The sequence below is a fragment of the Ruminococcoides intestinale genome, from assembly GCF_040095935.1.
Classification (GTDB): Bacteria; Bacillota; Clostridia; order Oscillospirales; family Acutalibacteraceae; genus Ruminococcoides; species Ruminococcoides intestinale.
Window position 1 is genome coordinate 459,102 of sequence record NZ_JBBMFQ010000001.1, and the last position, 24,726, is coordinate 483,827.

Genomic DNA, 24,726 nt, shown 5'->3' on the forward strand with positions numbered 1-24,726 from the left:
TTCAGCCTCCTTTACCGTTCCTGTTCTTTCTGCCTGCCCGCGCGTGAGAGGCCCATGGCCCTTGCCATGCGCCCGTTGATCTCCTTAAACGTGTCGCGCATATCGGTGAGGGCTGCCGGGATTTCCTCCTTGGGGTCTTGCCCCTGAAGCACGCCGTCCAGCCGGGAGATGTTGTAGCCTCCCGCTTCCACGCCGTACCTCTGGCAGAGCATATAGCTGACGGCATAGGCTTTGTAGCCCTCGGTTTCGCGGGAATACTCTGGGTTGCTGCGGGCAAGCTGGGCATTGGCAAGCTCCAGAGAGACGCAGCGGAAGATGTCCGGCGCGTCCATGCCCTTTTTCACCAGGATGGCGTTCTGTTCCGGGTCGAACATGGCCCCGCGCCCCTGGGCGGGCAGCTCCTCCACCGCGCGGATGGGCACGGGGGAATTGCTGATGAGGGCCTTTAAGAGCAGGCGGTCGTCGCAGCTCACCTGGGGCTGGGCCTCGTCCCGCGCCGTGGTCTGGGAAATGTCAAAGACCTCCTTGGCATAGAAGTTTTGGCCCACGCTGCCGTCCTCGCGGCGGTACGCCTTGCCCGGCTCTAAAATGATGATGGGCAGGCGCTTTTCCTCCTCCAGAATCTCAACGCCTTGGGAAGCCCACTCCTTGTAGCCGCCCACACGTTTAGCGTTGGGGCATTGCTCCCCGATGAGGATGGCGTTGCGGGCGGAGTGGAAGGGGAAGCGGCTCTGGGTGTCCAGATATGCCTTCATGTCGCCGTGCCCTTCGGAAAACGCGCCGAACACCCTGTCCAGGGTGGCGTAGGCTTCCTTGCGCTGCTTTTCCTCGCGGATCTGCCACCACTGTTTTTTCGGCTTCTCCTTTTGCGGCTCCGGCTTCTCGGTGGCCTCCGGCTGGGGCTGCTGTTCAAACAGATCGTCAAAGTTATTCATAACCGATTACCTCTCTTTCGATTTTGGTTTCTTTTTGGGCTTGGGCGGCTGGTGCCGCGTGGTTTTCTGGGCCGCCTTCTTTTGGGGTGCAGCCGGTTCCTCCCTCTTTGCAGCCTCCGCCTCTTTCTTCCGCTGGGCCTGGATGTCACGAAGCTCCTGACGGACAGACGGCTTCTGCGGCTCATCAGAAGTACCCCTTGCGGACTTGCTGCTGTTCTCTGAGATAGGCGCGGACGGATGGGATTTTTCCTCCGCTGGGGTAAAAGGGACGCTGTTCTCCGCAGAGGGGTTCTCCGGCTGGCTTTTCTCTTTTTGGGCAGGTTTTTCCATCAGTTCGTCTAAGAGCCTGTCGTCCTCGCTCTTTTCCGGGGCGGCTTTTTCCGGGGCCTGCGGCTCGCCGCCGCGCTCCTCGCGGGATTTTTCGATGTCCTCCTTGATGGACGCCGTATCCACCACCGTGAGGTTGAACTTATCCACGATCCGGTTGGCTCTCGCCGCGTCGTCCTCGAACACCAGGATGTCGATGGTATCGTCCCCCTTCCTCACCGGGATGGGGGCGTACAAAATGCCGTAGCCCTTGGCCTGCCTGGCAAACTCCGGGCAATCCTCTTTTTTGAGGGTGTAAACCTTTAAGGGCCGCTTTTCCCGCAGCATAGCCTCAATGCGGGCCTTGCCTTTTGTTTTCTTCTGGTCTTTCAAAATGGTATAAAGGGCTGCGGCCAGATTTTTAGCGGCAACGCCGGTGATCTTAAGGGCAACCTCCGCGCCCTCAAGGCTCATGCGCACCACCTGCTCCGCCGCGTCGCCTGCGTGATTCATAACCGATCATCTCCTTTCCAGCCGTTTCCTCCGGCCTTGTTCCTGGCGGGTTTTCTCTGTTTTTCCAGCCTGTTGTTCCTCGCGGGCAGCCCGTATCTTCTCTTTGAGGGAGAGGGAGCGCGCCGCAATGTCCTCACACAGCTTCACCTCCCGGCGCAGGTCTTTAAGCTGGCCGGAGAGTGCAGCGATCTCCGCCCGGATTTGTTCCTGCCGGGCAGGGTCGGCAAGCGCCGCCTTGGTGCGCAGCTTCCGGTACAGCCTTTTCCGCTGTTCGGTTAGGCTGGCAAGCTGGGATTTTACCTCGGATTGATAGGCGTTGAGCTGCTCCAGGGTGTCAATGCGGTGGCGGGAAAGCAGCCTCGCCTCGTCCGTCAATTCCTGCGCCCGGATCAAGTCCTCCCGCAGCGCGTGGGGCACATGGCCCCGCTGCCGGTTCTGCTTTTTAGGGAATACCCCCAGCAGGTAGCAGTAGTGGAAGTAGAGGGCGCGAAAGCCCGTGACCTTCCTGGCCTGCTTTAAGTCCCCCAAAAGCCTGCACCGCCTCGGCTCCGGCGTTTCCACCCTCTGGGGGCGGCGCTGGGCCAGAATCCGTTTGCGGATGTTCTCCAGAGCGTAGTCCTCGCCTAAATTGCGCGCCAGCTTCCTGCCATGGGGCCGGTCGTAAGGGCGCACTGTGATGTCTTTTCCCACCTTGACTTCGTAGCCCATCTGCCGCAGGCGGTAAAAAAACTGCCTCTCCGTCATCGACTGGCGGATGGCAGCGTCTACATCGGCTTTGATGAGGGAGAGATAGGTGGGGCGGCCCTCCTGCTCGGCCCGCCATTCCCCGTAGTGTTTGGATTTTCCCCGCTGAGGGTTTTCAATGACAGAAAGCCCATACTCCCGGCACAATCGGTCGGATTCCCTCTGCATGTCGAAGTAATCCTTTTCCGTGCGGTGGTATTTGATCCCATCGAGAAACGAAACTGTGTTCACCACAAAATGGTTGTGCAGGTGGTGGGCTTTGTCTAAATGGGTGGCAACCAGTACCTGGTATTTCTCGCCCCACAATGCCTTTGCCAGCTTCAGCCCGATCTCGTGGGCCATTTCCGGGGTGGCCTCGCCGGGGGCAAAGCTCTGGTAGCCGTGGTAGGCTACGGTGCCTTCCTCCTTGCCGAACCGCTTTTTGACGGCAATCATCTCATCGCGGGCGGTGGTGGGGCTGCAATTCACCCCGGACACAAACCGCTGCATGACGGGCACATCCTCATCGTCCACCGCAATCTTTCCCGTTTTCTTCTGCTGGATGGCATATTCGATTACATCGGAGAGGCCCTGGGCCTCCTTGCCGTCCATGCCCTGTTTCTCGTAGGCGGCGGGGTTTTCGGTCTTATCCGGGTTTTCGATATAGATGAGAACCTTGCCCAACCAGCCGTTCACCCGCCAGATGGATGTGGTAGCCATTGCTTTACTCCATGGGCTTTGGCAAAATCACCGCCCTGGTGATGTCCCGGATGAGCTGGTCAAACTTCCGTGTTTCTTCCTCATAGCGGCGCTCGTCTATGACGCCCAGCACATGGGCTTTCTGGGCGATCTGGTTTAAGTTGTTTCCAATGCCGTGCAGCTCCCGCATAAAATCAAAGTATGCCGGGGGCGGCGCGTCCTGGGGAACCAGGCCGTTTATCAGGTGGCGCAGGTACACCTCGCGGGAAAGCCCGCTGCGCTTCACCTTTTTGTTCAAGGCTTCCGCCTCTTTTTTGTCCAGCCAAAACTGGACGTGTACGTTGCGTTTTCTCATTCCTCCGAATCCTCCTTCCTGCCTAAGCGGTTGATTTGAAGCAGGCACATGACCAGCACGCCGAACACGCCGCCCAGCAGAAAACCAATGGCAAAAAACAATCCTTCCATAGAAAACCTCCGTTCTGATAAAGGGGTATTAGGGGGCGTTCCCCCTAACAAGCTGCCTTTGTGGTATCACAAAGGCGATGCTTGCTGGTACATACACGTTCCATTCCCCGCAGGGGAATCCCAAACGTCCGAAAAAACAATTCATCGCTCGCCCCGGTCGCGGCTGCGGCCTCTGGGGTAAAATTCCACGTCCTTGAAGCTGTCCGCGTCCAGGATATATTCGCCGTTTTTCCATCGCTCTTCCACCATCCGGCGGGCCTCCTCGCGGTTCTCGGCCTCCACTGTGACCGTCATTTCCAGCGTCTCTCGAATTGCAATGTCATACTCGTTCATCGTTCTCGCTCCTTTTCTTTCGCACCCCGGATGGGAAGCCCCAGCCGGTGGCACAGGTAGTCGTTCACATCCTTTCCCCTGGGCGGCGGGCAGTCCCTGACCTCGTATTCCCTGGGCAGCACCGTCTGGATGGCTTCAGCGGCCATCCTGCCGGGGCCGTCGTTATCCAGATGGAGATAGACGGTTTTTACATGGGGGTGATCCTCTAAAAAACGGGTGAGGGCCACGGGCAGCTTGCTCTCTGCAATCCTTTTCTTCGGCTGGTAGATTCCAGCCAGGGACAGCAGGTTGTGCTGTTTCCAGTCGATTCCATTCAGCCTGCAAAGGCTGGCGTAGGACATGACATCAATGGCGCACTCGCACAGATGGACAGCCGGGTTCTCCCCGCAGGCGGGCAGGGCAAAGGAATAGTGCTTGTCGCTGCCGCTTAAATCCCCGTGGAACCGGCCCTCGCCAATCCCGCGCAGGCAGCCGAACCGCGCCTTGCCGGTTTTGTCAAAGCCTACAAAGACCACATTTCCATGGCCCCTGTTCCGGCTCTCGTAAATCCGCCCGGTCTGGACGCAGAAGTCCAGCACCTCCATGGAAATCCCACGGCCTGCAAGATACTGGAGCATGGCCCGGTTGTCTGGGGCAGGCGGCGGCAAAAGCAGGTGCTTCGGCGTTTCTTCCCTTGGAATGGGCGCAAGGGACGGCGGCGGGATGGCGGCCCTGCCCACGATGGATTCCATCGCCTCCATAAAGGAGCAGCCCTTGACTTTGATGAGGTAGTCCAGCGCGCTGAAACCGCCGATCCCACGGGAGAACCAGCACCATTTGCCATTGGAAATGCGCAGGCTGTCGTGTTCTCTGGTGCAGTAGACGTTTCCGGAAACATGGACAAGCTCCTGGGGTTCGCAGGCTTGCAGATAGGTGAACAAGTCCACCTCCCGCGCTTTTTCGATCTCCTCCTGGTTGTAAAAAGGCATAAAAAATACAGCCCCCTTCCCATAGCCATAAATTAGCTGCCCGCGTGGGGCAACCGGCTATGTAAAGGGGGCTGTATTCTTCGGATATGGAAAAGGCCGACTGGATTGCTCCAATCGGCCCCGTAAAATCATAAATTTTTTTATTTCACCGCCATGATACAAAGCCGGTGCTTTGTCTCGTCATGGTCAATGGTAACTTTTGAAAATCCGGCGTCTTTCAAAAAAGTGGATAGCTGTGTTTTATCAAAAATCCGTAAGCCGTCGATAATGTCCATCCATTTTTCATCGTTTTTATTCGTACCATCGGATTCGTTTACAATCAAAAACAGGCTGCCAGGCTTTAAGACCCGCCAGACTTCCCGAAAACTTTCCGTAGGCCCCGGCCAAAAATAGACGGTTTCAAATGCGGCGGCCAGATCAAAGCTGTTTTCTGCAAAAGGCAGGGCAGCGACATCCCCCTGCAACACGTGGCACCTCTTATTTTGGATTTCCTTTCGGTTAATCTGTTTTGTTTTTTCTATGGCTACCTCGGAATAATCCAATGCAGCCAATGTTGCCTCTGGAAAACTGCTGAGAAGCCGGGCTGCATTGCGTCCGCCGCCGCAGCCCAATTCTATGATCGTCTTGGGGTGCATGGAAAATATATGCTCCATTCCCCAGTCGGACACTTCCGCATGGGCTTTATTCATGCCGCTTACCATCATCTTCCCAAACATCCCGTCCGGCTTCCGGGTATTACTGAAATATTTTTTAATCAGCCCCATTTCCCTCACCTCCGAAACAAATTAGTTATAGCTAACCTTTTTTATTATACATCATTTTGTAGAAAAGTCCATCTTGATATGTAAAAAGCCGACTGGATTGCTCCAATCGGCACAGGGGAATTAACGCTCCAATCCCATCACCTTCCTCTGCGGGGCTTCCTCGCCCTCGTCGGGAACGCTGTCGATGAGCGTCTTGTCTTTCTCATCCACTTTCAGCAGGATGTTCAGTTCTTTCAATCGGGCGGTTTTCTCCGCCAGCTCCTCCTCGCGGGCAAAGGGCGTGTCCAGCTCGGCGCGGGCGTTTTCAAGCTGGCCTTTGGTTTCCTCCAGACTGTTTTTCTCTGCCTGCAAGCTCCCCGGAAGGTTTTCCAGGGTATTGTCCAGACGGGTGATATTGCCGAACACATCCGCACCCAGCGCCACCGTATGGGAGAGGGTGCCTTTCAGGGTAATGCGGTACTCGTTGCTGATACCATCATAGGCCAGCACCATGGAAAAGCCCCGGTATTCCCCCAGCAGAACCGCGTCGGAACCGGTCATTTTGCTGCAAACGTCCAGGATAGCCCTGCCGGCGTCCTCTTTTTCAGCATACGGCTTGCCCTCGATCACCATGCCGCAGAAGCCCTCTTGGCTTTTCGGATGGGCGGTTGCCAGCGCCACGTCTTTCTCATAGCCCGCAATCCGTTCCGTAATCCGGGCGATGTCTGCCGGATACTCGCGCAGCACTAACTCCTCCAGGGAATACCGCTGATTGAGATAGCTGGCCTTGAGCATATTGAGCTTTGCCACCTCCATATCCAAATTGCATTTCTCAATAATAAGGGGATTGCCGGTTGCCAGCGCCTTAATCTCGGAATAGCTGAGAGCCGTTTCGTCCACATCGTCCGCCACCCGGACAGGGGTTTTGCTGGTCATGATCTGGGCAATGAATTTCTGCTTGTTCTCCACGAGCTGGTAAAGGTAAGCGTCAAAGGTGCCCTCGGTTACATACCGGTAAATCTCCACCTCCTCGTTATCGTTGCCCTGGCGCACAATACGGCCCAGCCGCTGCTGAAGGTCGGAAGGCCGCCAGGGACAGTCCAGGTCATGCAGGGCGATGAGTTTTTTCTGTACGTTGGTTCCGGCCCCCATCTTCTGGGTGCTTCCGATCAGCACCCGCACCTGGCCCTCGTTCACCCGGCCAAACAGCAGCTTCTTCTTCGCCTCGGAATCCGCGTCATGGATAAAGGCAATTTCATCCTCCGGGATACCCTGATCCATGAGCTTCTTTTTCAGATCGTCATATACGTTGAAAGAGCCGTCTTTGGTGGGCGTGGACAGGTCGCAGAACACAAGCTGGGTGGAACGCTGTTCTTTGGTCTTTTCCCAGATTTTGTAGACGTTCCGGGAGCAGACGGCCACCTTGCCGTTTGGGTCGTCGGCAGCCAGCGGATTGATAAGACGCATATCCAGGGCCAGCTTGCGCCCATCGTTGGTAATGCGCAGCATATTGTCCACATGGGGGTCAACACCTCCGCCCCTGATTTTTTCCGCCCGTTCCGCCAGCCCTTTCACCATCTCCTGCTGAAGCTCGGAAGGCTTGATGACCTCGGTGTGGAAGTTGGCCTTTGGCACGGGAAGATGGAGCATATCCGCCGTCTGGATGTCGGCCACCTGTTTGAAAGCGGCCATCAGCTCCGGCAGATTGAAAAATTTGGCAAACCGGGTCTTGGCCCGATAGCCGGTGCCCTCCGGGGACAACTCGATGGCGGTGATGGTTTCTCCAAAGTCGCTGGCCCAATCGTCAAAATGGATGAGGCCCATTTCCTGTAACAGCCCATACTGCAAATACCGCTGGATGGTGTAAAGCTCCACCATACTGTTTGAGATGGGGGTGCCGGTAGCAAAAATGACGCCGCGCCCTCCGGTGATTTCATCCAGGTAGCGGCATTTCATAAAGAGGTCGGAGCTTTTCTGCGCTTCGGTCTGGGCGATCCCGCCCACGTTGCGCATTTTCGTCATTAAAAAGAGGTTCTTAAAATAATGGCTCTCATCCACAAACAGGCGGTCAACCCCCAACTGCTCAAACGTCACCACATCGTCCTTGCGGCTCTGGTCGTTGAGTTTTTCCAGCTTTGCCTCTAAGGATTTCCGGGTGCGCTCCATCTGCTTGACGGTGTAGCGTTCCGCTTTCTGAGACTTGGCCTGTTCAATCCCTTCCAGGATTTCTTCAATCTGACGCTCCAAAATGGCCCGCTGGCGCTCGGCGCTCATAGGGATTTTCTCAAACTGGCTGTGGCCGATGATAACAGCGTCATAGTCGCCGGTGGCAATACGGCTGCAAAACTTCTTGCGGTTTTGGGTTTCAAAGTCTTTTTTCGTGGCAACCAGAATATTGGCGCTGGGATAGAGCTGGAGCCATTCCGCCGCCCATTGTTCCGTGAGGTGGTTTGGCACCACCACAAGTGACTTGGTACAAAGCCCCAGCCGTTTCATCTCCATGGCGGCGGCCACCATTTCAAAGGTTTTGCCCGCGCCCACCTCGTGGGCCAGCAGGGTATTCCCGCCGTACATAACATGGGCAATGGCATTGATCTGATGGGGCCGCAGGGTAATTTCCGGGTTCATGCCCTCGAAACGGATATGCTGGCCATCGTATTCACGGGGACGGCTGGAATTGAATGTTTCGTTGTAGATGGCGCACAGCCGTTCCCTGCGGTCGATGTCTTTCCAAACCCATTCGGAAAACTTCTGCTTGATCAGCTCCTGCCTGTCCTGGGCGATGGCGGTTTCCTTCTTGTTGAGGACAGCCTTTTTATTTCCGTTTTCATCCTCCACATAATCAAAAACCCGCACATCCTTCTGGTTCAGGGTCTGCTCCAGGATGAGGTAGGCGCTCATCCGCTTTGTGCCGTAGGTGGTGTTGGCCTTGACATTGGCCCGGTCAAAGTTTTTTTCGGTAATCGTCCATTGGCCGGTGGCTTCGGAACGCAGGATTTTAATACGGCTTCTGGCCTGCCCATAAGGGGTGAGTAACTCCCACATGAACTGCTGGTACACGTCGATAGGCACCCAGTTCGCGCCAATGCGCACGCCGATCTCCCCAGCGCCCAGATCCTGGGGCTGGACGGCCTCCAAAGCCTCCACCTGTTTGCGGGCGGCTGGTTTTTGGCTGTCCGGGGCCGCCTCCAGAAAGGCTTTTGCCATCCGCAGCTTGCGGCGTACATTCCCCGAAAGGTATTCGTCCGCCGTCACGGGGGAAAAGGCTTGCAGGCTGAGGGAAGCTCCCCGCAGCCCGTCCGGGTTTTCCGGGCCTTCGATGTTGCGGAAGATCACGCCGGAAAGCTCGGCCTCCAGCTCCTCTGGGGATTTGCCGGAAAGCTGGGCCATATAGCCCAAATCTACACGGGCTTTTTCTGCAATCGAAACAGCCAGGGCCTCGCTGGCGGTGTCCACGCTGGTCACAGCCACATGGGGCCGGATGGTGCGTTTGGTGAACATATCCGCTTTTCTTTTTAGGTTGCCTTCTTCGTCCAGCACCTCCAGGGAACACAAAAGGCAATAGCTGGAGTCCTCCGAAAAGGCCAGCTTATTGCCCCGGCTGCTGATGAGGCCGTATTTTTTTGTGAAGCTATCATACAGGGCATTGAGCTTTTCCTGCTCGGCCTTAATGTCTGCGTCCGGGTAGCCCTCGGTCTGGTAGTCGATGAGCCGGCGCACACATTCCCGCAGCCCGATCATGCCCCGGATTCGGTTTTCTGCTGTGACAGACACCTCCACTGGGTGCATACGGCTGTTTTCCCGGTAGTACACCTGTCCATCTGCAATGGTATAACTAAAGTTCTTTACATTCGGATCGGCGGGGATGGAGCGGTCTTCCTCCTCGTCCAGTTCCTCCAGCTCGTAGGGCTTGATCTCCGCCTGTAAAAACTGGACGGCGCTGGCAAGCTGCTCGGATAAATCCTCACCCTCGCGGGCTTTGCAGGCGCTGTCCGGGCCAAACCGGCCGGATTCCATCACCATGTCGCCTAAAATCATCTCCGGGTGCTGCACAAAATAGCGGTTCATGCGGATTCCGTTTTCATCCGTATCCAAATGCACCCAGTCCGGCTCCAGATCGGTGATATGGCCACGCTTTTGCAGAAAGAGGATGTCGCTGGTGACTTCCGTTCCTGCGTTTTGCTTAAAGGTGTTGTCCGGCAGGCGGATGGCCCCGATGAGGTCGGCGCGCTGGGCCAGATATTTGCGGACGGCAGGGTTTTCCTTGTCCATGGTGCCCTTGCTGGTAATAAAAGCAATCACCCCTCCGGGCCGCACCTTGTCCAGCGCCTTCCCAAAGAAATAGTCGTGGATGAGCCAGTGGTGCTTATCGTACCGCTTATCTACCACCTTGAAATCCCCAAAGGGGACGTTGCCCACCGCCGCGTCAAAGAAGCTGTCCGGCATTTGCACCTTTTCAAAGCCGTTCACGGAAATGCTGGCATTCTGGTAAAGCTGCTGGGCGATTCTGCCGCTGATACTGTCCAGCTCCACGCCGTAGGCTTTGCAGCCCGCCATATCTGCCGGGAGTAGCCCCAAAAAGTTGCCGGTGCCGCAGGACGGTTCCAGGATGTTGCCCTGCTGGAAGCCCATCTGGGAGAGGGCTTTATAGATTCCCCGGATGACAACGGGCGGGGTATAAAAGGCGGTGAGGGAGCTGGCCCTTGCCGCCGCATAATCGTCCTCGTCTAAAAGGCTTTTCAGCTCCTGGTAGTGGGGGCTGGTTTCTTCAAAGCAGTCGGCAAGGCCGCCCCAGCCTACATAGCGGGATAGGATTTCCTGTTCTTCCGGGGTGGCCAGCCGTTCCTCGGCTTCGATCTGCTTTAGGGTACGGATGGCGGCTGCGTTAGCCGCATACTTCTCACCGGGTGTGCCATGCCCCAGGGCGTCGTCGGTGATGTGAAAATCATGGCGCTGTTCCCTGGGGATTTCCGGGTGTAAAGGGGTAAAGGTTATGCGCTCACGGTGGGGGCGCTTGGGCAACTGCGGAAGAAATCTTTCTTTTAGGGGTTGTAATTCTGCCTGTTCCTCTGAGGAGAGAGCCTGTGCAGCTTGCTCGATTGCATATTGATTGGGGAAGTTCCTGAAAACGCACAGCCATCTGTTTTCATGAATATCATAGACGGCAGCGCCCTCGTAGGCAAAGTCACTTTCCCCCTCCATAACGCCGTCCACATACTTCTGTGCAGCCTGTTCCGCTTCTGCAAGCGTTTGATACCTCTGCTTGTCTACAAACCCTTTCTCCTCGTTATGATACACGACTACTTGATAAGGCGGGGACATCAAACGGTCATAGCGTCCTATATCCTCCGGGGCAAGCCATTCCGGTTTTTCAGGGAGAGAAGCATATAATTTCCGCATTTTATCGAGATGCGTTCTTACATATCCAGACCAAAGGTGCTTCTCCGCCCGTTTGCCAGCGCCCAGAAAGTAATCGCAGTCGGCTTTCAGACGGCTGAGTAAGCGGTATTTATCTTCATGGCCGGATGGTATGGTTTCCGCAGCCGGTTCTTCTGCCAAAAGCTCGCGTTCAATAAAACCTGCAATTTCCCGGCTGCTTCCTTCGCCTCCGTGGGCTTGGTATTCGGCAATGCCGTCTGCGATCAATTCTTCGGAAGCCACAAACCCGGCTTCTTCCAGATACCCCGCAATTTCTTCCCGTTGGGCCTGTTCCGGGGTGAGCGCCGGGGGAAGCCCCTCGATTTCCTCCATACAAAGGGTGATGGCCGCCGCGATTTCTTCCTCCGGGTCGGCATGGTCGAGGAAGGATTGCAAAAGCCTTCGGATTTCCCCGCGCCGGGCCGGGTCATGGAGCTGTCCTGCAATGGTTTCTACTGCCTGCGCGTCGGTATCCCCATAGCCCAGCCGGGAGCCGTCAAACTCGCCAATAAAATGCAGCACCTGGGCTGCCAGCTTGGAATAGGGGTCTGCGGCTTCTTCTTTTTTAGGTGGTTCCTGCACTTTGGGCGGCACAGCGAACACCGGCGCGTCCTGGGTGGCGGAGATGGTCATTTCCGAGGTGTCGGCAATCCGCTGAATCTGATCCCGCACCGTTTGAGGCATTTCCTCGTCATAAAACTGCACGGTGCGGTCGGGGGCGATATGGGCCACGGTTTTGTAGTCCCCATGTTCTTCCTCCAGACGGTTCCAGACGGTGAGGCCGTTCCCCAGGTAGCCATAGCCCAGGTCATAGGCTTTGGACGGGGGCATGGCGGGGGCCGCAGGTTCCTTGTGTTCTGCAAAGAGGGTAAACGTGCCCTGCCGGAAGGCGGTGAGGTTTTCAAAGCCTGTTTTCCGCCATTCATACATCCGGTCGTCCTGCGGGGTGGCTTCCCACACCGGCACCATCATCTGGTAGATTTCCTCCACGCGGGCCGGGTCGTCAAACTGCGGCTCGATGAGCTTCACCGCGTCCCAATAGTCAAAGCCAAACGGATAGGGGTGAGGCTGCTCCTGGGGTACGTTCTCAAAGAAAGTGCGGATGTTCCGGGCAAGCTGGTGTTTCTCATACTGCGGCATGGCGGCCCGGTCTTCCTCGGATAAGAACCGGCCCTGGCCGATCATGGCGCTGACGCGCTTTTCCACCGCGTTCCATTTCAGCTCCACCTTGGCGTAAGGCTCTGTGATACTGCCGTGGCTGAAATGGACGCCCTTGCCGGATTGGTAGGTCACGTTGTCATTTCCGCCATGATACCCGCTGTATTCCCCATGATAGTGCTTTAAGAAATCCTCGCGCTCCCTGCGGTCTGTGTGGTTGCGGTAAAAGGAATACACGGCCAGCCGGTAGTCGGTGCTGCGTTTTCCTCCGCGCAGAAGGCTGTCGATCTCATCCATGGAGATATACAAACGCCGCTGAGGGTCATAGCTTTCAGCGGCGGTAAAGTGCAGCGGTTCCCGCTGTAAATCTGTAAGCTGCTCCAGCAGCTTTTGAGGGCGGTGGAACTGGAAACGCAAAAGCTCCCTGTCGAGTTCATATACCTTTACAAAGCTCTTTAACTCATCCCGCAGGGTCTGCAACGCTTCCGGCTGTCTTAACAGTTCCTGGATGGCGGCGCTTTCATCAGGAAAGCCCTTGTGCGTGTTGTAAATACTGTTCACAGTAGGAAGAAAACCAACGTCTGCGGTAACTTGTTCAAAATCCTGCCGCAGATACCAAAGCTGTGCGGCCAGTTCCCGGCGCTCATAATCGTCTACCAGGTCAAGCTCGCTCTGGGGCATATACCGCCCCAGCTCCAGCAATTCCCGGATACGGGCTGCCGCCTGTTCCCAGGGGATGAGCGTGGCGCTGGAACCCTGGGCGCTCTCGCCCTCGGCTATGCGGATTCCTTCGGCATTGTACCAGACGGCATACTTGCGCCCATCCAGATAGAAGCCCGCGCCGTTTTCCCCATAGTGTTCTGCGAGGAAACGGGCATTGTCCGGCTTATCCTTTTTGAAATAGGCGCAGACGATTAGGCGGCTGTTTTCATGGTTGGAGCCGATACAAAGCGCCTCGTCGATCACCTGCTGGGGCAGCGCATGAGAAAAGAGGGAAATCTGGTTTCCGCCCTCCGGCTGCGGCTGGTTGAAAGCTCCAAAATCAAAAAGGGACATCTGCTGGCCCTCCTGGGTGGGGAGCCTTGGGATGTCCGTCTGGATGAAATATTCTTTTTTATTGATGAGCTGGGCCGTCCATTCCGCCACCAACCCCCAGGAAAACACGGCTTCTTTGGTGCGGGATGGATAAGAGCCTTCCCACATGAGCAGCCCGTCCTCCTGCGGCTTATATCCCAGACGCTGGCCGTCCGCCATGATTTCGGTGTACCTGTCCTGGTAGGCTGTTTTCAGATAATCGGCCCGTTCCTGCGTATCCGGGTGGACAGAGAAGAAAAGCTCGATCTGCTGTTTCTTATACTTGAGGCCGTCGTCCTTATTGGCGATAACGGCCATGATCTGCCTTTCATCCAAAAAAGCGGGCAGCTCTGGGCTGTCCGCTTCGGAAATTAGCTGTAAATCAGCTCTTTCAGTATGATCTCCTCCGCTGCGTTCTGAAGGTTGTTCATCAGCCCCACCCACTTCATCGGGTCGCGCTCTTTCAGTTCCTCCGTCACGCCCTCGGCTTTGGCCATCTGTGTCACCATCTGCTCCAGCCTGGAGAGGGCCGTCTGCTCGATCTCCGACAGGTGGCTGGAGAGTTGCCCGCTGGTCAGCAGGTTGGTGTAGGCGATCCTGCGGTGTTCTTTCAGAAACTTCTTCCGAAGCAATGCGTATTTCCCATGGGGAACCGGCCCCTCCTGCGGGGGCAGAAGGTTGGGCAGGTTGTAGTCGCCCTGCCTCGTGTATGTGATCCCGTTCATTCTCAAAACTCCTTTCTGACGGCTGGTTTCTCTGTTCAGTTACAGCATACTGGATTTGCGGCTGGCCTGCAAATGTGCGATTTTCTTTTTGGGGCTGTCTTTGCAGGGCAAGGACGGTGCGGGAAATCTCGGAAAGGCACATCTGGGAGATGTCGCCGGTGGCCACGCCCAGGGCGTTGAGGGTTTCCGGCGTGTTAAAATTCAGCACATCCCGGAAATCCTCATCCTCAAAGGCTCCGGCAGGGTCAAGGCCGCAGCGAACCATGAGCATATATCCAATGCTGTTTTCCAGGGCCTTGCGGTATAGAACCTCCAGGTTCAGATCGTCCAGTTCTTCCAGAAAACTGCCTTCCGTAATGGTTTTCAGCTCGGAGAGGTAGTCCTGAATGTTGTCCTCCACCGCGTTTTTTGCCGCAGAGAGCAGGGCCGCGCCTAAATCCTCTTTATGCTCCAGCTCCCCAAAGCTGTTCTCCAGCGTTTCGATGATTTCCGGTTCATATTCCGGCCTCACAGCCCAAAGAGGGACGGGCTGGGGGAAGTTGCCCTCATGGGTGTCGGAAATGTCAAAGTAGTATTTCAGCCGGGGCCTGTCTGTATGCCTGCTGTCAAACACAGCAATGCCATTCGCACCCCGGTTTACCCAGCGCCCAAACCGTTTATTCCATCGCTCGATCTCCAGGACGGCGGTGGCGTCCGGGCGCTGGGCGTGAACCAGAAGCTGCTCGTCAAAAGGCAGGCGGTAGTTGCGGCAGGCTGAGACAAGAAACCTCTGCCATGCCCCTGGAGCTGTCACGCTGCGCTGGGCTTCCTGGTATAGCTCCGTCAATGCTTTGTATCGTATCGCCATCGGTTGCACCTCCTTTTTTTGTTATTCTTTTTCTGTGTTTTTCAGCTCCGCGCTGTAATCTCGATCCGGGTCATACTGCCTGCAAAGGGTAAGCAGAAGCAGCCAGATAGTTTCTCCGGCTTCGCTGGGGTACAGCCGCAGATCTACGCAGGACGCTCCATCTCCATCTGTAAAAGGCGTTCCGTAGGCCATACATTTGGAGAACAGCCGCTGTGCCATCCGGCGGTATTCCTCATACGGGTTGCTTTCCGCGTGTTCATGCAGAAGCGTGAGCAGAAGATTGAACCAGGTGGCGTGTGTTTCCAGTTTTACGGGCGGCAGCTTTGCCATGTTTTCCACCTACCTTTCCAATGACGCAGCTTTGCGCTGCCGGGGAATAGAAAACCCGTAGACTTTGGCGATGTCGTCGCCCAGCCTGCGGGTTACTCTCGTTATATCAGCGCGGGTCGCGGTTCCCCGGCATAGTTTTTCTTTTAGAAGGTCAATCTGTGATTCCGACACCCCATCCTTATATACCCGGTAGAGATAATGGTTTGTGCCGTCGTGGTGGATGGCCTCACAGCGCAGGTCGCCCAGCCGGTCTACATACCAGGTGGAATAATCGGTATCTCCATAAAGGCAGTCGCGGATGTTGCCGCTTTTGATTTCTTTATACCCTGTGCGCTGCCCATCCCACAGTTCTAAATCTCCAACCATCAAAATGGGCTGGGAGAGCTGCACATTGAGGTTCATCCGTTCATCATTCAGATACTCGCTGTTGATCTCATACATCAGGAACAGCCGTTCATTTTCGGACAGACTTGGATATTCCGCCTCTAAATCTTCCCGCCAGTCCTCATAGTCCAGGCCGTAGTTGCTCCAGATGATGTGCTTTGCTTCCTTCATCTGGCCTCACCCTGGTCTTTGTTTTTTCGTTTGATTGGCTGTCCCTGTTCGTCATAGTTTCTGGGATCGGCGGCTGGGGTCTGCCAGCCGAACATGGAGCCGGCAAGCATGGCGGCCTCCTGCGCTTTTGTTATGCCGCCTTTCTGGTTCAATTCTTCCACAAACTGTTTGCCATCCTCCCCATAGACAGGGGTAAGGTCGCTGCGGTAATACCCACTTTCACCTTTTTTTACAATGCCGATTTCCCTCGTTGTGGGAAGATAAATATAGCAGTGTTCCGGCAAAGAGGAGCGCAGGGGAATCACGCTCCCGTGAGACTGTTCCAAACGCTCTGCAAATTCGCAGATATGATAAAGGGCGCTGGAATACCCTCCGCTGGTTTCAAAATGGGTTTCGTCGATAAACCGGCAGGTACGGTCGCGGGTTCCTCCGCCGCCAGTGAAAATGCGGATGTGGTCGCCATCGGAAATACGGAACAGTTCTTTGTAGCCGGGCGTGATAAACCGGATGCCCTGTTTGGCTTTCTCCATGTGGTGTTCCAGAAACCGGGCAACGTAGGCGTAGAGGTAGAAGTCGTAATCTCCATAGTTGGGATTACACCGCAGCATATAGGTGTGCTGGGGCGTTTGCACACGAAACCCATATTCGGTGCAGTAGTTCCCCTCAAATTCAGCCTCTGGATGTTGATAACAAAACCTGCTCATGCTGTCCCGGCTGCAAAGCAGCCCATCCTTTTCCCGCAGGGTGTTGACTACCTCATCAAACTCTGCCTTGAACTCTTCGTCCTTATATTCCTTTTGATGGTCGAACCAGGAAGTATAAAACTCTTTTCCAGCGCCAAAATCCCCGCGCAGATAGCCGATACAGCCCGTCTGCCTCTCGATCTTGCTGCTCTGGCTGTATGCGTACAGCCGTTCCTCCGGGGTCATGCTGGTAATTGGAAGTTTCATCATCGCTCACGCTCCTTGTGTTTTGCAGTTTTTGAGTGGGGAGTCCGCGCCTTTTCCGCCCTCAACGTTTCCCGCGTCTGCCAGTATTCCGGGTGGAAGGTTTGCAGGCTGTCGTTAATCACAGCCTCGTATTCCCCAGGGGCAAAATACTCGTTGACAGGCGCTTGGTACAGCCCTCTGTCCATCAGCTCCCGCAATGCCACCGGCGCGGCGCAGTCCTCCTCAAAGCAAAGGTAGCCGCGCTCCATAAAGCCGCAATCTTTGGCTTCCTTGCAAAGCACCTTGTCTGCAAGCTCCCGGCTGACCATGACGCCGCCATGGCCTGCGGTGCTGACGGAATAAGCGCCGGGGCAAAGGGTGTGGCAGGTCTGGATTTCTCCCCAGGGGGAATCGGCGGGTTCCAGCTCCATCTTGTTGGAGTCAATGCTGCGCTGCTCCAGATATTGAACCTCCTCCTGCGCCCGCAAAACGAAATCTTTCTGCGCTTCAAACAGGCTGCTGAAATAGTGGCCCCAGTAATAATCCGTCCGGTCTTTGCATTTCCAGGTGACAAACTGCTGGGGCGCTGTCAAATGAACCCCCAGCACAAACTCGCTTTCGCCCACATGGCAGGAATCCGTTATGACATATCCGGCATTTTCTCTGTAATCCATCATCGCTCACGCTCCTTATCTTTTCTTTTTTGGGGCTGTTCCATATATTCCTGCAAGTCGTTTCCGCAGGGAAGGTATAGCTTCCCGTTCTCCAAACAGCGGAACAGGTCGCACTCCTTATCCGGTGAGGCGGCATAAAACCCTTTATGGGAATAGGGGTATTTGCTTTCATAAGCATAACCGGGCCTGCAAAGGCCGAGTTCTTTATCTGTACGCTGTCTGCGGGAGATGGCAAAGAAATCGCGTTCTCTGCCAGTAAACTGCCGTTCAGGAATAAAATGATAACCACCGTATTCAAAAACCTGCTTTTCCATTGTTCTGAACCTCCATTTCTTTCAAAATAAAGTCCTTGATTTCCTTTACACTGGTAAACTCCCGTTCATCCCCCGTGAGGTAACGAACCGCGTCCTGCCATTGATAGAGCGGATAGGCGTTTTCCTCCATCCGGCGTAGGTCGGACAGCGCCATCCGGCGCAGGAACGGGGCAAGATTGAGGTCGGAAATGTAGCAGCCGCGCCGGGCTGCCAGAACATCCAACAGGTGCAGCCCGCTCATGGCCGCACCTCCAGTCCTCCTGCCTCTTTCAGAAGCTCCTCCACCAGCCTGCCGCTGCGGATTTTGTTGCGGTCGGCCAGCACCTTGTTCTGGACGCACAGCACCGCCCGGATATTGGGTACGGTAATGCCGGGGATCTCCACCATCTCCTCCGGGGTGACGGTGAGAAGCTGCACCGGGGAATAGCCCGCCTGGGCGAAAATGCGGAACAGCCGCTGTTCAAAGGGTTCTTTCATCTGCCATCAAGCTCCTTTCCAGTTCTTTTTTTTGTATGTAAGAGAGGCGGCCCCGCATGGCCGCCCCTGTGGCTTCTGTTATTTCTTCCGGCTTCTGATTTTAAGGAAGACCAGCCCGCCAATGATGAAAAGAACAAGCCCGATGGCAATGATTGCTTTTAATTCCATGATGATTTCCTCCTGACACAAATTCAAACCGCCTTATTTCGCGGATTTGTTACCCTTTTTCCTCTTGTTTACATACCCCAGGACGCCCAGCGTGGCAGCGCCCGCAGCGGACACGCCCATGAGGGCCATCCAAAGCCACGGCTTGCTCTCATCGCCGGTTTTCGGGGTGTCGCGCAGCTCGTTGTGCATTTGCGCCACGGTGGTCTTGTCCGCAAGGATTGTCACTGTCTTATCCGCAGGCAGCACATAGCTGGCGCTGGCCCCGTCCGACACCTCGGACACGGTATAATCGCCCACGCGCAGGCCCTCGATGTGGATTTCACCGTTTTTATCGGTTTTGAAGGTCTGGTCGTAGCCATTCGCGCCTGTCACGCGGAAGGAGAAGCCCTCCACTTTGCCGTCGCTGGATGTCTTTTCAATCCGCAGGGAGCCGGTCTGGGCCGCGTTGACAAAGCCTTTCCCGGCTTCGTTTTCCACCTCGTAGATTTTGCCGTGTTCGGTGATCTCCACATAGTAGGCGTTTTCATCCAGCAGGAAGCCCTCCGGCGCTTTGGTTTCCTTTACGAACACGCCGCCGTAGAGGATGTGGGCCAGCTCATAAATGCCGGTGCTGGTTTCCTCCAGCTTGCCCAGCAGCTCGTCACCTTCGTCCAGCTCCTTGTTTCCATTGGTATCGCGGTACACCTCGAACTCGGCCCCGGTGAGCTTGTTGTCCCGGTAATCCTTATCCACTTTGGTAAGGCGCAGGCTGCCGTAAATGCGCTCGTTGGCAAGGGAGATTTCCACTACCTGCCCATCTTCCTCAATGGTAACGGGGATGACCTCATCAGAGAGGATAAAGCCTTCCGGGCTTTCCAGCTCTTTTAATACCCAATCCCCAAAAGGCACATCCGAAAAGGAGAAGCTGCCGTCCTCCGCAGAGGTGGCGGTGGCAAGGGCGTTTTCTGCGGTAAACTCGGTTTCATCGCTCTGAAAGAGGCCGATCACAGCACCGGAAAGGCCCGTGCCGTTCTCATCGGTTTTAAGGCCCCGGATTTCCCCGCGAATCAGCTCATTGGTGATCGCTTCACCGTCATTGGCGGCAATCTCCACCACGGCCAGGGAAGGCCCGCCGTATTCAAAGGTGAACGGGAAGGTTTCACCATTCAGCAGGTAATGGCTGTCGGTGGACAGCTCCTTCAGGTAAAAGCTGCCAAACGGCAGGTCGGTCTTGCACATGGCCTGGCCGTTCTCGTCCACCGAAACGATTTCCAGAAGCCCGTCTGCCGGGATGATGGAGCCGTCCGCTGCGGGGATGTCCTCTTTCGCGTAAAGGCCAAAGGTGACGGCTGTGATCTCGCCGTTCATACCAATGCCAAAGGTTTCCTCCTGCTCCAGCACCTTGTCAAGCGTCACAAGGGCTTTCTGGCGCTGGTTGTAAAAGCTGGTAGAGGTTTCGGTGATTTCGACTTCCTGGCCCGCATACACAAGCTCCACCTCGGTGATGTTCTCGCCGGTGTCCACCATGCCGTGGGGGAACCCGGTTTCCTTCACCTGGAACTTGCCCAGGTAGAGGGGCTGGCTCTGGGCCGTCCCGTCCTCGCCGGTGGTGATGGTGTCCACCACTTCACCAGCGGAATAGCGCAGGGTGCCGTCCAGCGTGTAGATGTCCTCCAAAGCTGTGATCTCAAACACCGCGCCCGGCAGGCCGGTCACTTCGTACACCGGCTGATAAACGCCATCGGATTCCGTCACAGAGGAAAATACTTCGCCGGTCTTGCTGACCTTGATTACGCCTTTCTGGGCCATGTTGGGCTTGGTGACTTCAATGACCGTCACGCCGCCCTCCTCCGAAGAAGCGTCCTGTGTTACATCAAAATACACTGGCGTGCTGTCCAGCACATAGCCGTAGGGGGCCTGCACCTCCACCAGTGAATAGCCGGAACCATACTCCAGCTTTTCGGGGGTGACAAGATAGCCCTCGGCGTTGGTGTAAAAGGTATCAATCGTGGTGGGTGTCGGGTAGGTGAAGGTCATTTCCACCTTGCTGCCGTCCGGGCGGTAAATCTGGAAGCCAGCTCCCGCATAGGGGATGGTGACGCCGGTTTCCGCGTCCACCTTGACTACTTTGATATAGCTTTCAAAAGCTGCATTGTTGATGAGATAGCGGTAGGTTTGCCCGTCCTGGGCGATATACACCTCGAAATCGTCCATCAGCTCCCGGCCCTCCCAGCCTTTGGTCTGGTGGACGATATACGTTCCGTAGGGCAGCTTTTTCGACTGCGCAAAACCGTTCTCATCGCAGACGAGAACATCGCGCTCGGAATCCTTTGCCGCGTCATAGTTGCCCGCAGCTTTCAGGTAGATTTGGAACTCTGCGCCTTCCTCCGGGGTTTCTATTCCTGTTTCCCCATCGTCGCTGTGTTTGATGATGGCGATGTCGCCTTTGATGACCTGTTCCGTCACATCGTTGGCGGTGTCATTCAGCTCAATGGTATAAAGCTCCGGCTCCGCGCCCACATGGTGGATGGTGGAATCCACAAGATAGCCCTCGCTGGGATTGATTTCACGGATCGTCCAGTCGGAATCGCAGATATAATAGCCGGTGGTGAACTGGCCATTTTCATCCGTGGTAAAGCTGTCGATGAGGGTATCGCCCTTATACAGCCCATAGGTGGCGCCGGCAAGAGAGCCGTCGCCCTGGGGTGTTCCGGTTTCCACATCGCTCTTGGTGACGGTGACGCGGAACTTTTTGAGGATATTGTTCACGGTTTTATCCGTGACCTCATTCCATTCGATGACAGCCGTCTGGGAATCCGGCACCACATAGCGGATGGGGGTATCCGCCTCCTCCAGCACATAGCCCGTGCCGATCAGCACGTTTTCAAACCTTGCCACCCCGGTGGAATCCGTCACCGCGTACTCATCCACCGGCAGGCCGGAGAGGGATGTGCCGGACAAGTGGAAGGTCATGCCCTCCGCCAAACCGTCCTCGCTGGTCTTGGTAACTTCCAGACTGCCGCGCTTGAGAACATTGTTAAAGGTCACAGTGGCTGTCTGGCCGCTGACGATGGTGACGCGCTGGGTGGCCTGGGGTTCGTATTTGTCAATGGACTGCTCGGTTACGGTGTAAACGCCGGGATTGAGGTCGGTAATGTCGATTTCCCCTGCGGAATTGGTGGTTTTGGTGGCGTTATATCCCTCGCCGGTGATAGTAAAGGAAATCCCCTCCACCTTGCCATCCTCGGAAGTTTTGACCAGCTTCATATTTCCGGTTTTCACTTCCAGATTGAGGTAGCCCACCATCTGGTCGGAAACCGTCGTGCCGTAGGTGGCAAAGTCCTGGGTGCCACCCCCGGTCACGCCGTCCGTCCAGACCACCACGCCGCTGCGCTGGGCGCTGATCTTTTCCGCTTTCACGGTTACAGAGCCTTTGAGGGCCTGGCTGGACGTGATGGTGAGCTGGCTGCCGTCTACGGAAAAATTCAGCCCTGCGGTGCTGCTGGTAAAGGTGTAGTCCCCCAGCACTCCGTTGGTATCTGTGAGGGTGGCAGAATACTTTTCCCCATCCCATTTCAGCTCATAGGCCCCCGCGTCGGCGGTGCTGCTGAAAAAGCTGGGCAGCATGGTGTGGCGCTTCACCGCGCTTTCAATCGCGGAATACTGGCTGAAAATCTGGCTGCGTAAGGGATGTTCCGCGCTGATATATTCCGTTACATTGTTTTTTCCCTGGGCGTTGGCGTCCACATAGTTAAACTGGCTGTCACGCTCGCCCACAATGGTTTCCCAGACTAAAAGCTGGGTGGCGATATATCCGGCCATCTGGTTCGCGTGTTCAGGGTTGCCGCTCATCCATGAGGTGCTGGCGTTGCCCTGCCATCCATAGGTCATAATGCGTCCGATATATTCCTTGATGGTGTTGGGCGGGATAGTGGGGTTGAGGCTTGAGGGGTAGTTATCCCAGAAATCCTCCCCGCGCCCCGTGTACTGGTCGCCGGAATGGACGCCGATTCCCGGTTCGATACAGTAGATGGCGCGCCCGTTGTATGCGTCCTGAGTGTGGACGGAAAAGTGGGTGCCTGCGCTGGTTGACCATCCGCCCAGGAAGCTGAGGGCCGGGTGGCCCCAGCCTGCTTTATTGGGGTCGTTTGCACGGGGAATATCCACCATATACGTCGTCATGGTTTCTCCTGCGGCAAACGCCGGAACGCCTGTCCCCGCAAACACGCCCAGGCACATGAGGAGCGCCATGAGCAGGGAGAGAGGCTTTTTCAGTGTTTTCATCTTGTTACCTCCTAAAATTGGCCGCAAAAAAAGCACATCGCTTCTGGATGTGCTGCTTCCGGCTGGATTCGTTTACGTTCTAAAAAAGAGAGGCGCGCCCGGCTTTTCTCACTCTTTCAAATAATCTGCTGTCTGTTTATGAAAAACAGTCAGGGCTTTTTATGCTCTAAGCCGCCTTACTATATCTTCTTTTTTAGGCTGTTTAGGTTGTCAGGAAGGGGTGAGGTGTGGAGAGGGGGAACCGGCAAAAGCCGCCGTTTCCCTGCAAATGGGCGCACTTCTCCCTTGTGAGTAGGGTTATCGTTCTAAACTGCGCTGACGCTTGCGGTACAGCTCCAGCGCCTTGATGATGGTGTCCTCGATCTTCTGCGCGGGCGTCCCCGGCGCAAAATACCGGCTGAGTTTTTCCTTTGGGATTTTGAATTGTTCTTTCTGATTGGGCTTTTCCTCCTTCATAATGGAAACAAGGGCGTCTTTGGCCAGCCGTTCCCCGCCGTCTTTGGCTTCGGACATCTGGCGCATTTTGATGGCCTGGGCGTGGGACGGGGTACAGTCCATCTCGTCCATGAGCGCAAACAGGTCGGATTGTTCCTCTTTTCGCAGGTAGGACAGCTCCACCGCAGGCCGCAGCGCAATTTGCAGCGTTTCCGGGTCTTTCAGCACCGAATTGTCCACCAACTCCAGGATTTCCGGGATGAGGTTGGTTAGGCGGATATATCTTCGCACCTGCGTTTGACTATCACCGCCTTCTTTGCCGACAATACTTGCAGATTCTTTTCCGCTTAACTTCCAACCCACTGGGTCGGAAGTTAAATCCGTCCTCTGGCCTTGCCTTTTCATCGCGTCCAGCTTCATCTTGTAGGCAAACGCCTTTTCCGATGGTAGGATTTGTTCCCTTTGCAGGTTGGAATCCACCATGATGATCGTGGCTTCATCGTCGGTGAGCTGCCGAACGATACAGGGGATTTCTGCGAGGTTTGCCAGCTCCGCCGCCTTTTTCCTGCGGTGTCCGGCCACCATCTCATAGCCGCCTGACTGCTTGGGCCGCACCAGGGCAGGCACCAAAACGCCATACTGCTTCACGCTCTCCGCCATTTCCTGCATGGCTGAATCCATCCGCACCTTAAAAGGGTGATCCGGGAAGTCGCTGATTTCCGAGGGGTTAAGGCTGACGACTTTCTCCAGACGCGCCTCTGTCCGTTCTTCCTCTGTGGAAAACAGGTTATCGGCTGAGGGAAGATTGAAGTTTAGCGCGTTGTTTTTCGCCATCCGCCAGCACCTCCTTTGAAAAGTCCGCGTAAGCCTGGGCCACCTTGCTCCCCTTGTCATAGGCGTAAATGCTCTTGCCTGCGGCGCTGATTTCTGCGGCTTTAATTGCCACAGGGATTTCGGAACGGTAGATTTTCAGAACGCTCCCGTAGCTCTGACGCAGGAAGTCCGCTGTCTGGCGGGCCAGATTGGTGCGCCCGTCCACCAAAGTGAGCAGCACCCCGTCCACCTTCAGGGCCGGGTTAATCCGCCTTTTTACCCTCGTGATGTTCTTGATAAGCTGGGTCATGCCCTTTGCGGGGAGATAGTGGGCCTGGACGGGGATAATCACGCTGTCCGCCGCTGCCAGGGCGTTAATGGTAATCATGCCCAGGGACGGCATACAGTCGATCAGCACCACGTCGTAGTTTTTCTTTGCCTCGTTGACATAGGTGCGCAAAGTGACTTCCCGGCTCATGGCGTTGACAAGCGTGACCTCTAAATCTGACAATTCAATGTTGGCAGGCATGAGGTCTACGCCCTCGTGGTGGTGCAAAATGCCCTCATCTGCGCTGAAAGGCTCATCGCGGATGATTTTCCCCATGACGGTGGCAAGGGTGGTCTGCAAGCTGTCCTGGTCTTGCCAGCCCAGGCAGGTGGTAAGGTCGCCCTGGGGGTCTGCGTCGATGAGCAGCACCTTTTTCCCCAGCCGTGCAAGGCCAATACCCAGATTGACCGTCGTGGTCGTTTTGCCTGTGCCGCCTTTTTGATTGGCTAATGCGATCACACGGCCATTCTTCGGGCGGCTTCTTTGTTCCGGCATTTTCATGTCCTCCTTTTCCATAGATTTAGCTGCCCGTT

General features: G+C 55.8%; 19 protein-coding genes. All 19 read right to left on the reverse strand.

Annotated features, from left to right (window positions below):
- Positions 1-11 precede the first annotated feature (11 nt).
- The 19 genes from WMO31_RS02235 to WMO31_RS02335 all read right to left on the reverse strand — a co-directional run bounded on the left by WMO31_RS02235 (position 12) and on the right by WMO31_RS02335 (position 24,688).
- Positions 12-935, reverse strand: a complete 924-nt coding sequence (locus tag WMO31_RS02235) for a hypothetical protein (protein ID WP_257352662.1) — start codon at positions 933-935, stop codon at positions 12-14.
- A gap of 6 nt (positions 936-941) precedes the next feature.
- Entirely contained in the window at positions 942-1,754 is an 813-nt protein-coding gene (locus WMO31_RS02240) for a PcfB family protein (protein ID WP_257352661.1), read from the reverse strand.
- Positions 1,755-1,760: 6 nt separating this feature from the next.
- Positions 1,761-3,197 (reverse strand): relaxase/mobilization nuclease domain-containing protein, encoded by a 1,437-nt coding sequence (locus tag WMO31_RS02245; RefSeq protein ID WP_257352660.1) that lies wholly within the window; start codon positions 3,195-3,197, stop codon positions 1,761-1,763.
- A 4-nt stretch (positions 3,198-3,201) separates the two neighbouring features.
- Positions 3,202-3,531 carry a plasmid mobilization protein gene (locus WMO31_RS02250; RefSeq protein WP_257352658.1) on the reverse strand — a complete coding sequence of 110 codons (330 nt, stop codon included), beginning with the start codon at positions 3,529-3,531 and terminating at the stop codon, positions 3,202-3,204.
- Positions 3,528-3,641 (reverse strand): DUF3789 domain-containing protein, encoded by a 114-nt coding sequence (locus tag WMO31_RS02255; RefSeq protein WP_257352657.1) that lies wholly within the window; start codon positions 3,639-3,641, stop codon positions 3,528-3,530. The genes WMO31_RS02250 and WMO31_RS02255 overlap by 4 nt, the downstream gene beginning before the upstream one ends.
- Positions 3,642-3,782: 141 nt before the next feature.
- Positions 3,783-3,974 carry a DpnD/PcfM family protein gene (locus tag WMO31_RS02260; protein ID WP_257352656.1) on the reverse strand — a complete coding sequence of 64 codons (192 nt, stop codon included), beginning with the start codon at positions 3,972-3,974 and terminating at the stop codon, positions 3,783-3,785.
- Positions 3,971-4,942 (reverse strand): toprim domain-containing protein, encoded by a 972-nt coding sequence (locus WMO31_RS02265; protein ID WP_257353371.1) that lies wholly within the window; start codon positions 4,940-4,942, stop codon positions 3,971-3,973. The genes WMO31_RS02260 and WMO31_RS02265 overlap by 4 nt, the downstream gene beginning before the upstream one ends.
- A gap of 140 nt (positions 4,943-5,082) precedes the next feature.
- A complete protein-coding gene (locus WMO31_RS02270) occupies positions 5,083-5,706 on the reverse strand; it encodes a class I SAM-dependent methyltransferase (RefSeq protein WP_257352654.1) in 624 nt (207 codons plus the stop codon).
- Between the two features lie 120 nt (positions 5,707-5,826).
- The gene (locus tag WMO31_RS02275; RefSeq protein ID WP_438871047.1) at positions 5,827-14,907 is read right to left on the reverse strand and encodes a helicase-like domain-containing protein; all 9,081 of its coding nucleotides are present in this window, start codon (positions 14,905-14,907) and stop codon (positions 5,827-5,829) included.
- 21 nt (positions 14,908-14,928) lie between these two features.
- Positions 14,929-15,237, reverse strand: coding sequence for a hypothetical protein (locus WMO31_RS02290; RefSeq protein ID WP_257352650.1), 309 nt, complete (start codon positions 15,235-15,237; stop codon positions 14,929-14,931).
- A 9-nt stretch (positions 15,238-15,246) separates the two neighbouring features.
- On the reverse strand, positions 15,247-15,792 hold the full coding sequence (locus WMO31_RS02295) for a hypothetical protein (protein WP_257352649.1): 546 nt from the start codon (positions 15,790-15,792) through the stop codon (positions 15,247-15,249).
- Positions 15,789-16,745, reverse strand: coding sequence for a hypothetical protein (locus tag WMO31_RS02300; protein WP_367999129.1), 957 nt, complete (start codon positions 16,743-16,745; stop codon positions 15,789-15,791). The genes WMO31_RS02295 and WMO31_RS02300 overlap by 4 nt, the downstream gene beginning before the upstream one ends.
- On the reverse strand, positions 16,742-17,398 hold the full coding sequence (locus tag WMO31_RS02305; protein ID WP_257352645.1) for a DUF7007 domain-containing protein: 657 nt from the start codon (positions 17,396-17,398) through the stop codon (positions 16,742-16,744). The genes WMO31_RS02300 and WMO31_RS02305 overlap by 4 nt, the downstream gene beginning before the upstream one ends.
- A complete protein-coding gene (locus WMO31_RS02310) occupies positions 17,395-17,709 on the reverse strand; it encodes a hypothetical protein (protein ID WP_257352644.1) in 315 nt (104 codons plus the stop codon). Before WMO31_RS02310 ends, WMO31_RS02305 begins: the two co-directional genes overlap by 4 nt.
- Positions 17,690-17,950 carry a hypothetical protein gene (locus tag WMO31_RS02315; RefSeq protein WP_257352643.1) on the reverse strand — a complete coding sequence of 87 codons (261 nt, stop codon included), beginning with the start codon at positions 17,948-17,950 and terminating at the stop codon, positions 17,690-17,692. Before WMO31_RS02315 ends, WMO31_RS02310 begins: the two co-directional genes overlap by 20 nt.
- Positions 17,947-18,186, reverse strand: coding sequence for a hypothetical protein (locus WMO31_RS02320; protein WP_227127847.1), 240 nt, complete (start codon positions 18,184-18,186; stop codon positions 17,947-17,949). Before WMO31_RS02320 ends, WMO31_RS02315 begins: the two co-directional genes overlap by 4 nt.
- Positions 18,187-18,387: 201 nt before the next feature.
- Positions 18,388-22,617 (reverse strand): SpaA isopeptide-forming pilin-related protein, encoded by a 4,230-nt coding sequence (locus WMO31_RS02325; RefSeq protein ID WP_257352642.1) that lies wholly within the window; start codon positions 22,615-22,617, stop codon positions 18,388-18,390.
- A gap of 297 nt (positions 22,618-22,914) precedes the next feature.
- The gene (locus WMO31_RS02330) at positions 22,915-23,886 is read right to left on the reverse strand and encodes a ParB/RepB/Spo0J family partition protein (RefSeq protein ID WP_257352641.1); all 972 of its coding nucleotides are present in this window, start codon (positions 23,884-23,886) and stop codon (positions 22,915-22,917) included.
- Positions 23,840-24,688 carry a ParA family protein gene (locus WMO31_RS02335; protein WP_257353370.1) on the reverse strand — a complete coding sequence of 283 codons (849 nt, stop codon included), beginning with the start codon at positions 24,686-24,688 and terminating at the stop codon, positions 23,840-23,842. Before WMO31_RS02335 ends, WMO31_RS02330 begins: the two co-directional genes overlap by 47 nt.
- Between the last annotated feature and the right edge of the window lie 38 nt (positions 24,689-24,726).

Excerpts from the sequence above, each read along its gene's own strand:
- WMO31_RS02295 (WP_257352649.1), bottom strand. The coding sequence starts at position 15,792 with ATGAAGGAAGCAAAGCACATCATCTGGAGCAACTACGGCCTGGACTAT.
- WMO31_RS02265 (WP_257353371.1), bottom strand. The coding sequence starts at position 4,942 with ATGCCTTTTTACAACCAGGAGGAGATCGAAAAAGCGCGGGAGGTGGAC.
- WMO31_RS02275 (WP_438871047.1), bottom strand. The coding sequence starts at position 14,907 with ATGGCGATACGATACAAAGCATTGACGGAGCTATACCAGGAAGCCCAG.
- WMO31_RS02255 (WP_257352657.1), bottom strand. The coding sequence starts at position 3,641 with ATGGAAGGATTGTTTTTTGCCATTGGTTTTCTGCTGGGCGGCGTGTTC.
- WMO31_RS02305 (WP_257352645.1), bottom strand. The coding sequence starts at position 17,398 with ATGATGGATTACAGAGAAAATGCCGGATATGTCATAACGGATTCCTGC.
- WMO31_RS02300 (WP_367999129.1), bottom strand. The coding sequence starts at position 16,745 with ATGATGAAACTTCCAATTACCAGCATGACCCCGGAGGAACGGCTGTAC.
- WMO31_RS02245 (WP_257352660.1), bottom strand. The coding sequence starts at position 3,197 with ATGGCTACCACATCCATCTGGCGGGTGAACGGCTGGTTGGGCAAGGTT.
- WMO31_RS02260 (WP_257352656.1), bottom strand. The coding sequence starts at position 3,974 with ATGAACGAGTATGACATTGCAATTCGAGAGACGCTGGAAATGACGGTC.
- WMO31_RS02270 (WP_257352654.1), bottom strand. The coding sequence starts at position 5,706 with ATGGGGCTGATTAAAAAATATTTCAGTAATACCCGGAAGCCGGACGGG.
- WMO31_RS02320 (WP_227127847.1), bottom strand. The coding sequence starts at position 18,186 with ATGAAAGAACCCTTTGAACAGCGGCTGTTCCGCATTTTCGCCCAGGCG.
- WMO31_RS02315 (WP_257352643.1), bottom strand. The coding sequence starts at position 17,950 with ATGAGCGGGCTGCACCTGTTGGATGTTCTGGCAGCCCGGCGCGGCTGC.
- WMO31_RS02240 (WP_257352661.1), bottom strand. The coding sequence starts at position 1,754 with ATGAATCACGCAGGCGACGCGGCGGAGCAGGTGGTGCGCATGAGCCTT.
- WMO31_RS02310 (WP_257352644.1), bottom strand. The coding sequence starts at position 17,709 with ATGGAAAAGCAGGTTTTTGAATACGGTGGTTATCATTTTATTCCTGAA.
- WMO31_RS02235 (WP_257352662.1), bottom strand. The coding sequence starts at position 935 with ATGAATAACTTTGACGATCTGTTTGAACAGCAGCCCCAGCCGGAGGCC.
- WMO31_RS02325 (WP_257352642.1), bottom strand. The coding sequence starts at position 22,617 with ATGAAAACACTGAAAAAGCCTCTCTCCCTGCTCATGGCGCTCCTCATG.
- WMO31_RS02290 (WP_257352650.1), bottom strand. The coding sequence starts at position 15,237 with ATGGCAAAGCTGCCGCCCGTAAAACTGGAAACACACGCCACCTGGTTC.
- WMO31_RS02250 (WP_257352658.1), bottom strand. The coding sequence starts at position 3,531 with ATGAGAAAACGCAACGTACACGTCCAGTTTTGGCTGGACAAAAAAGAG.
- WMO31_RS02335 (WP_257353370.1), bottom strand. The coding sequence starts at position 24,688 with ATGCCGGAACAAAGAAGCCGCCCGAAGAATGGCCGTGTGATCGCATTA.
- WMO31_RS02330 (WP_257352641.1), bottom strand. The coding sequence starts at position 23,886 with ATGGCGAAAAACAACGCGCTAAACTTCAATCTTCCCTCAGCCGATAAC.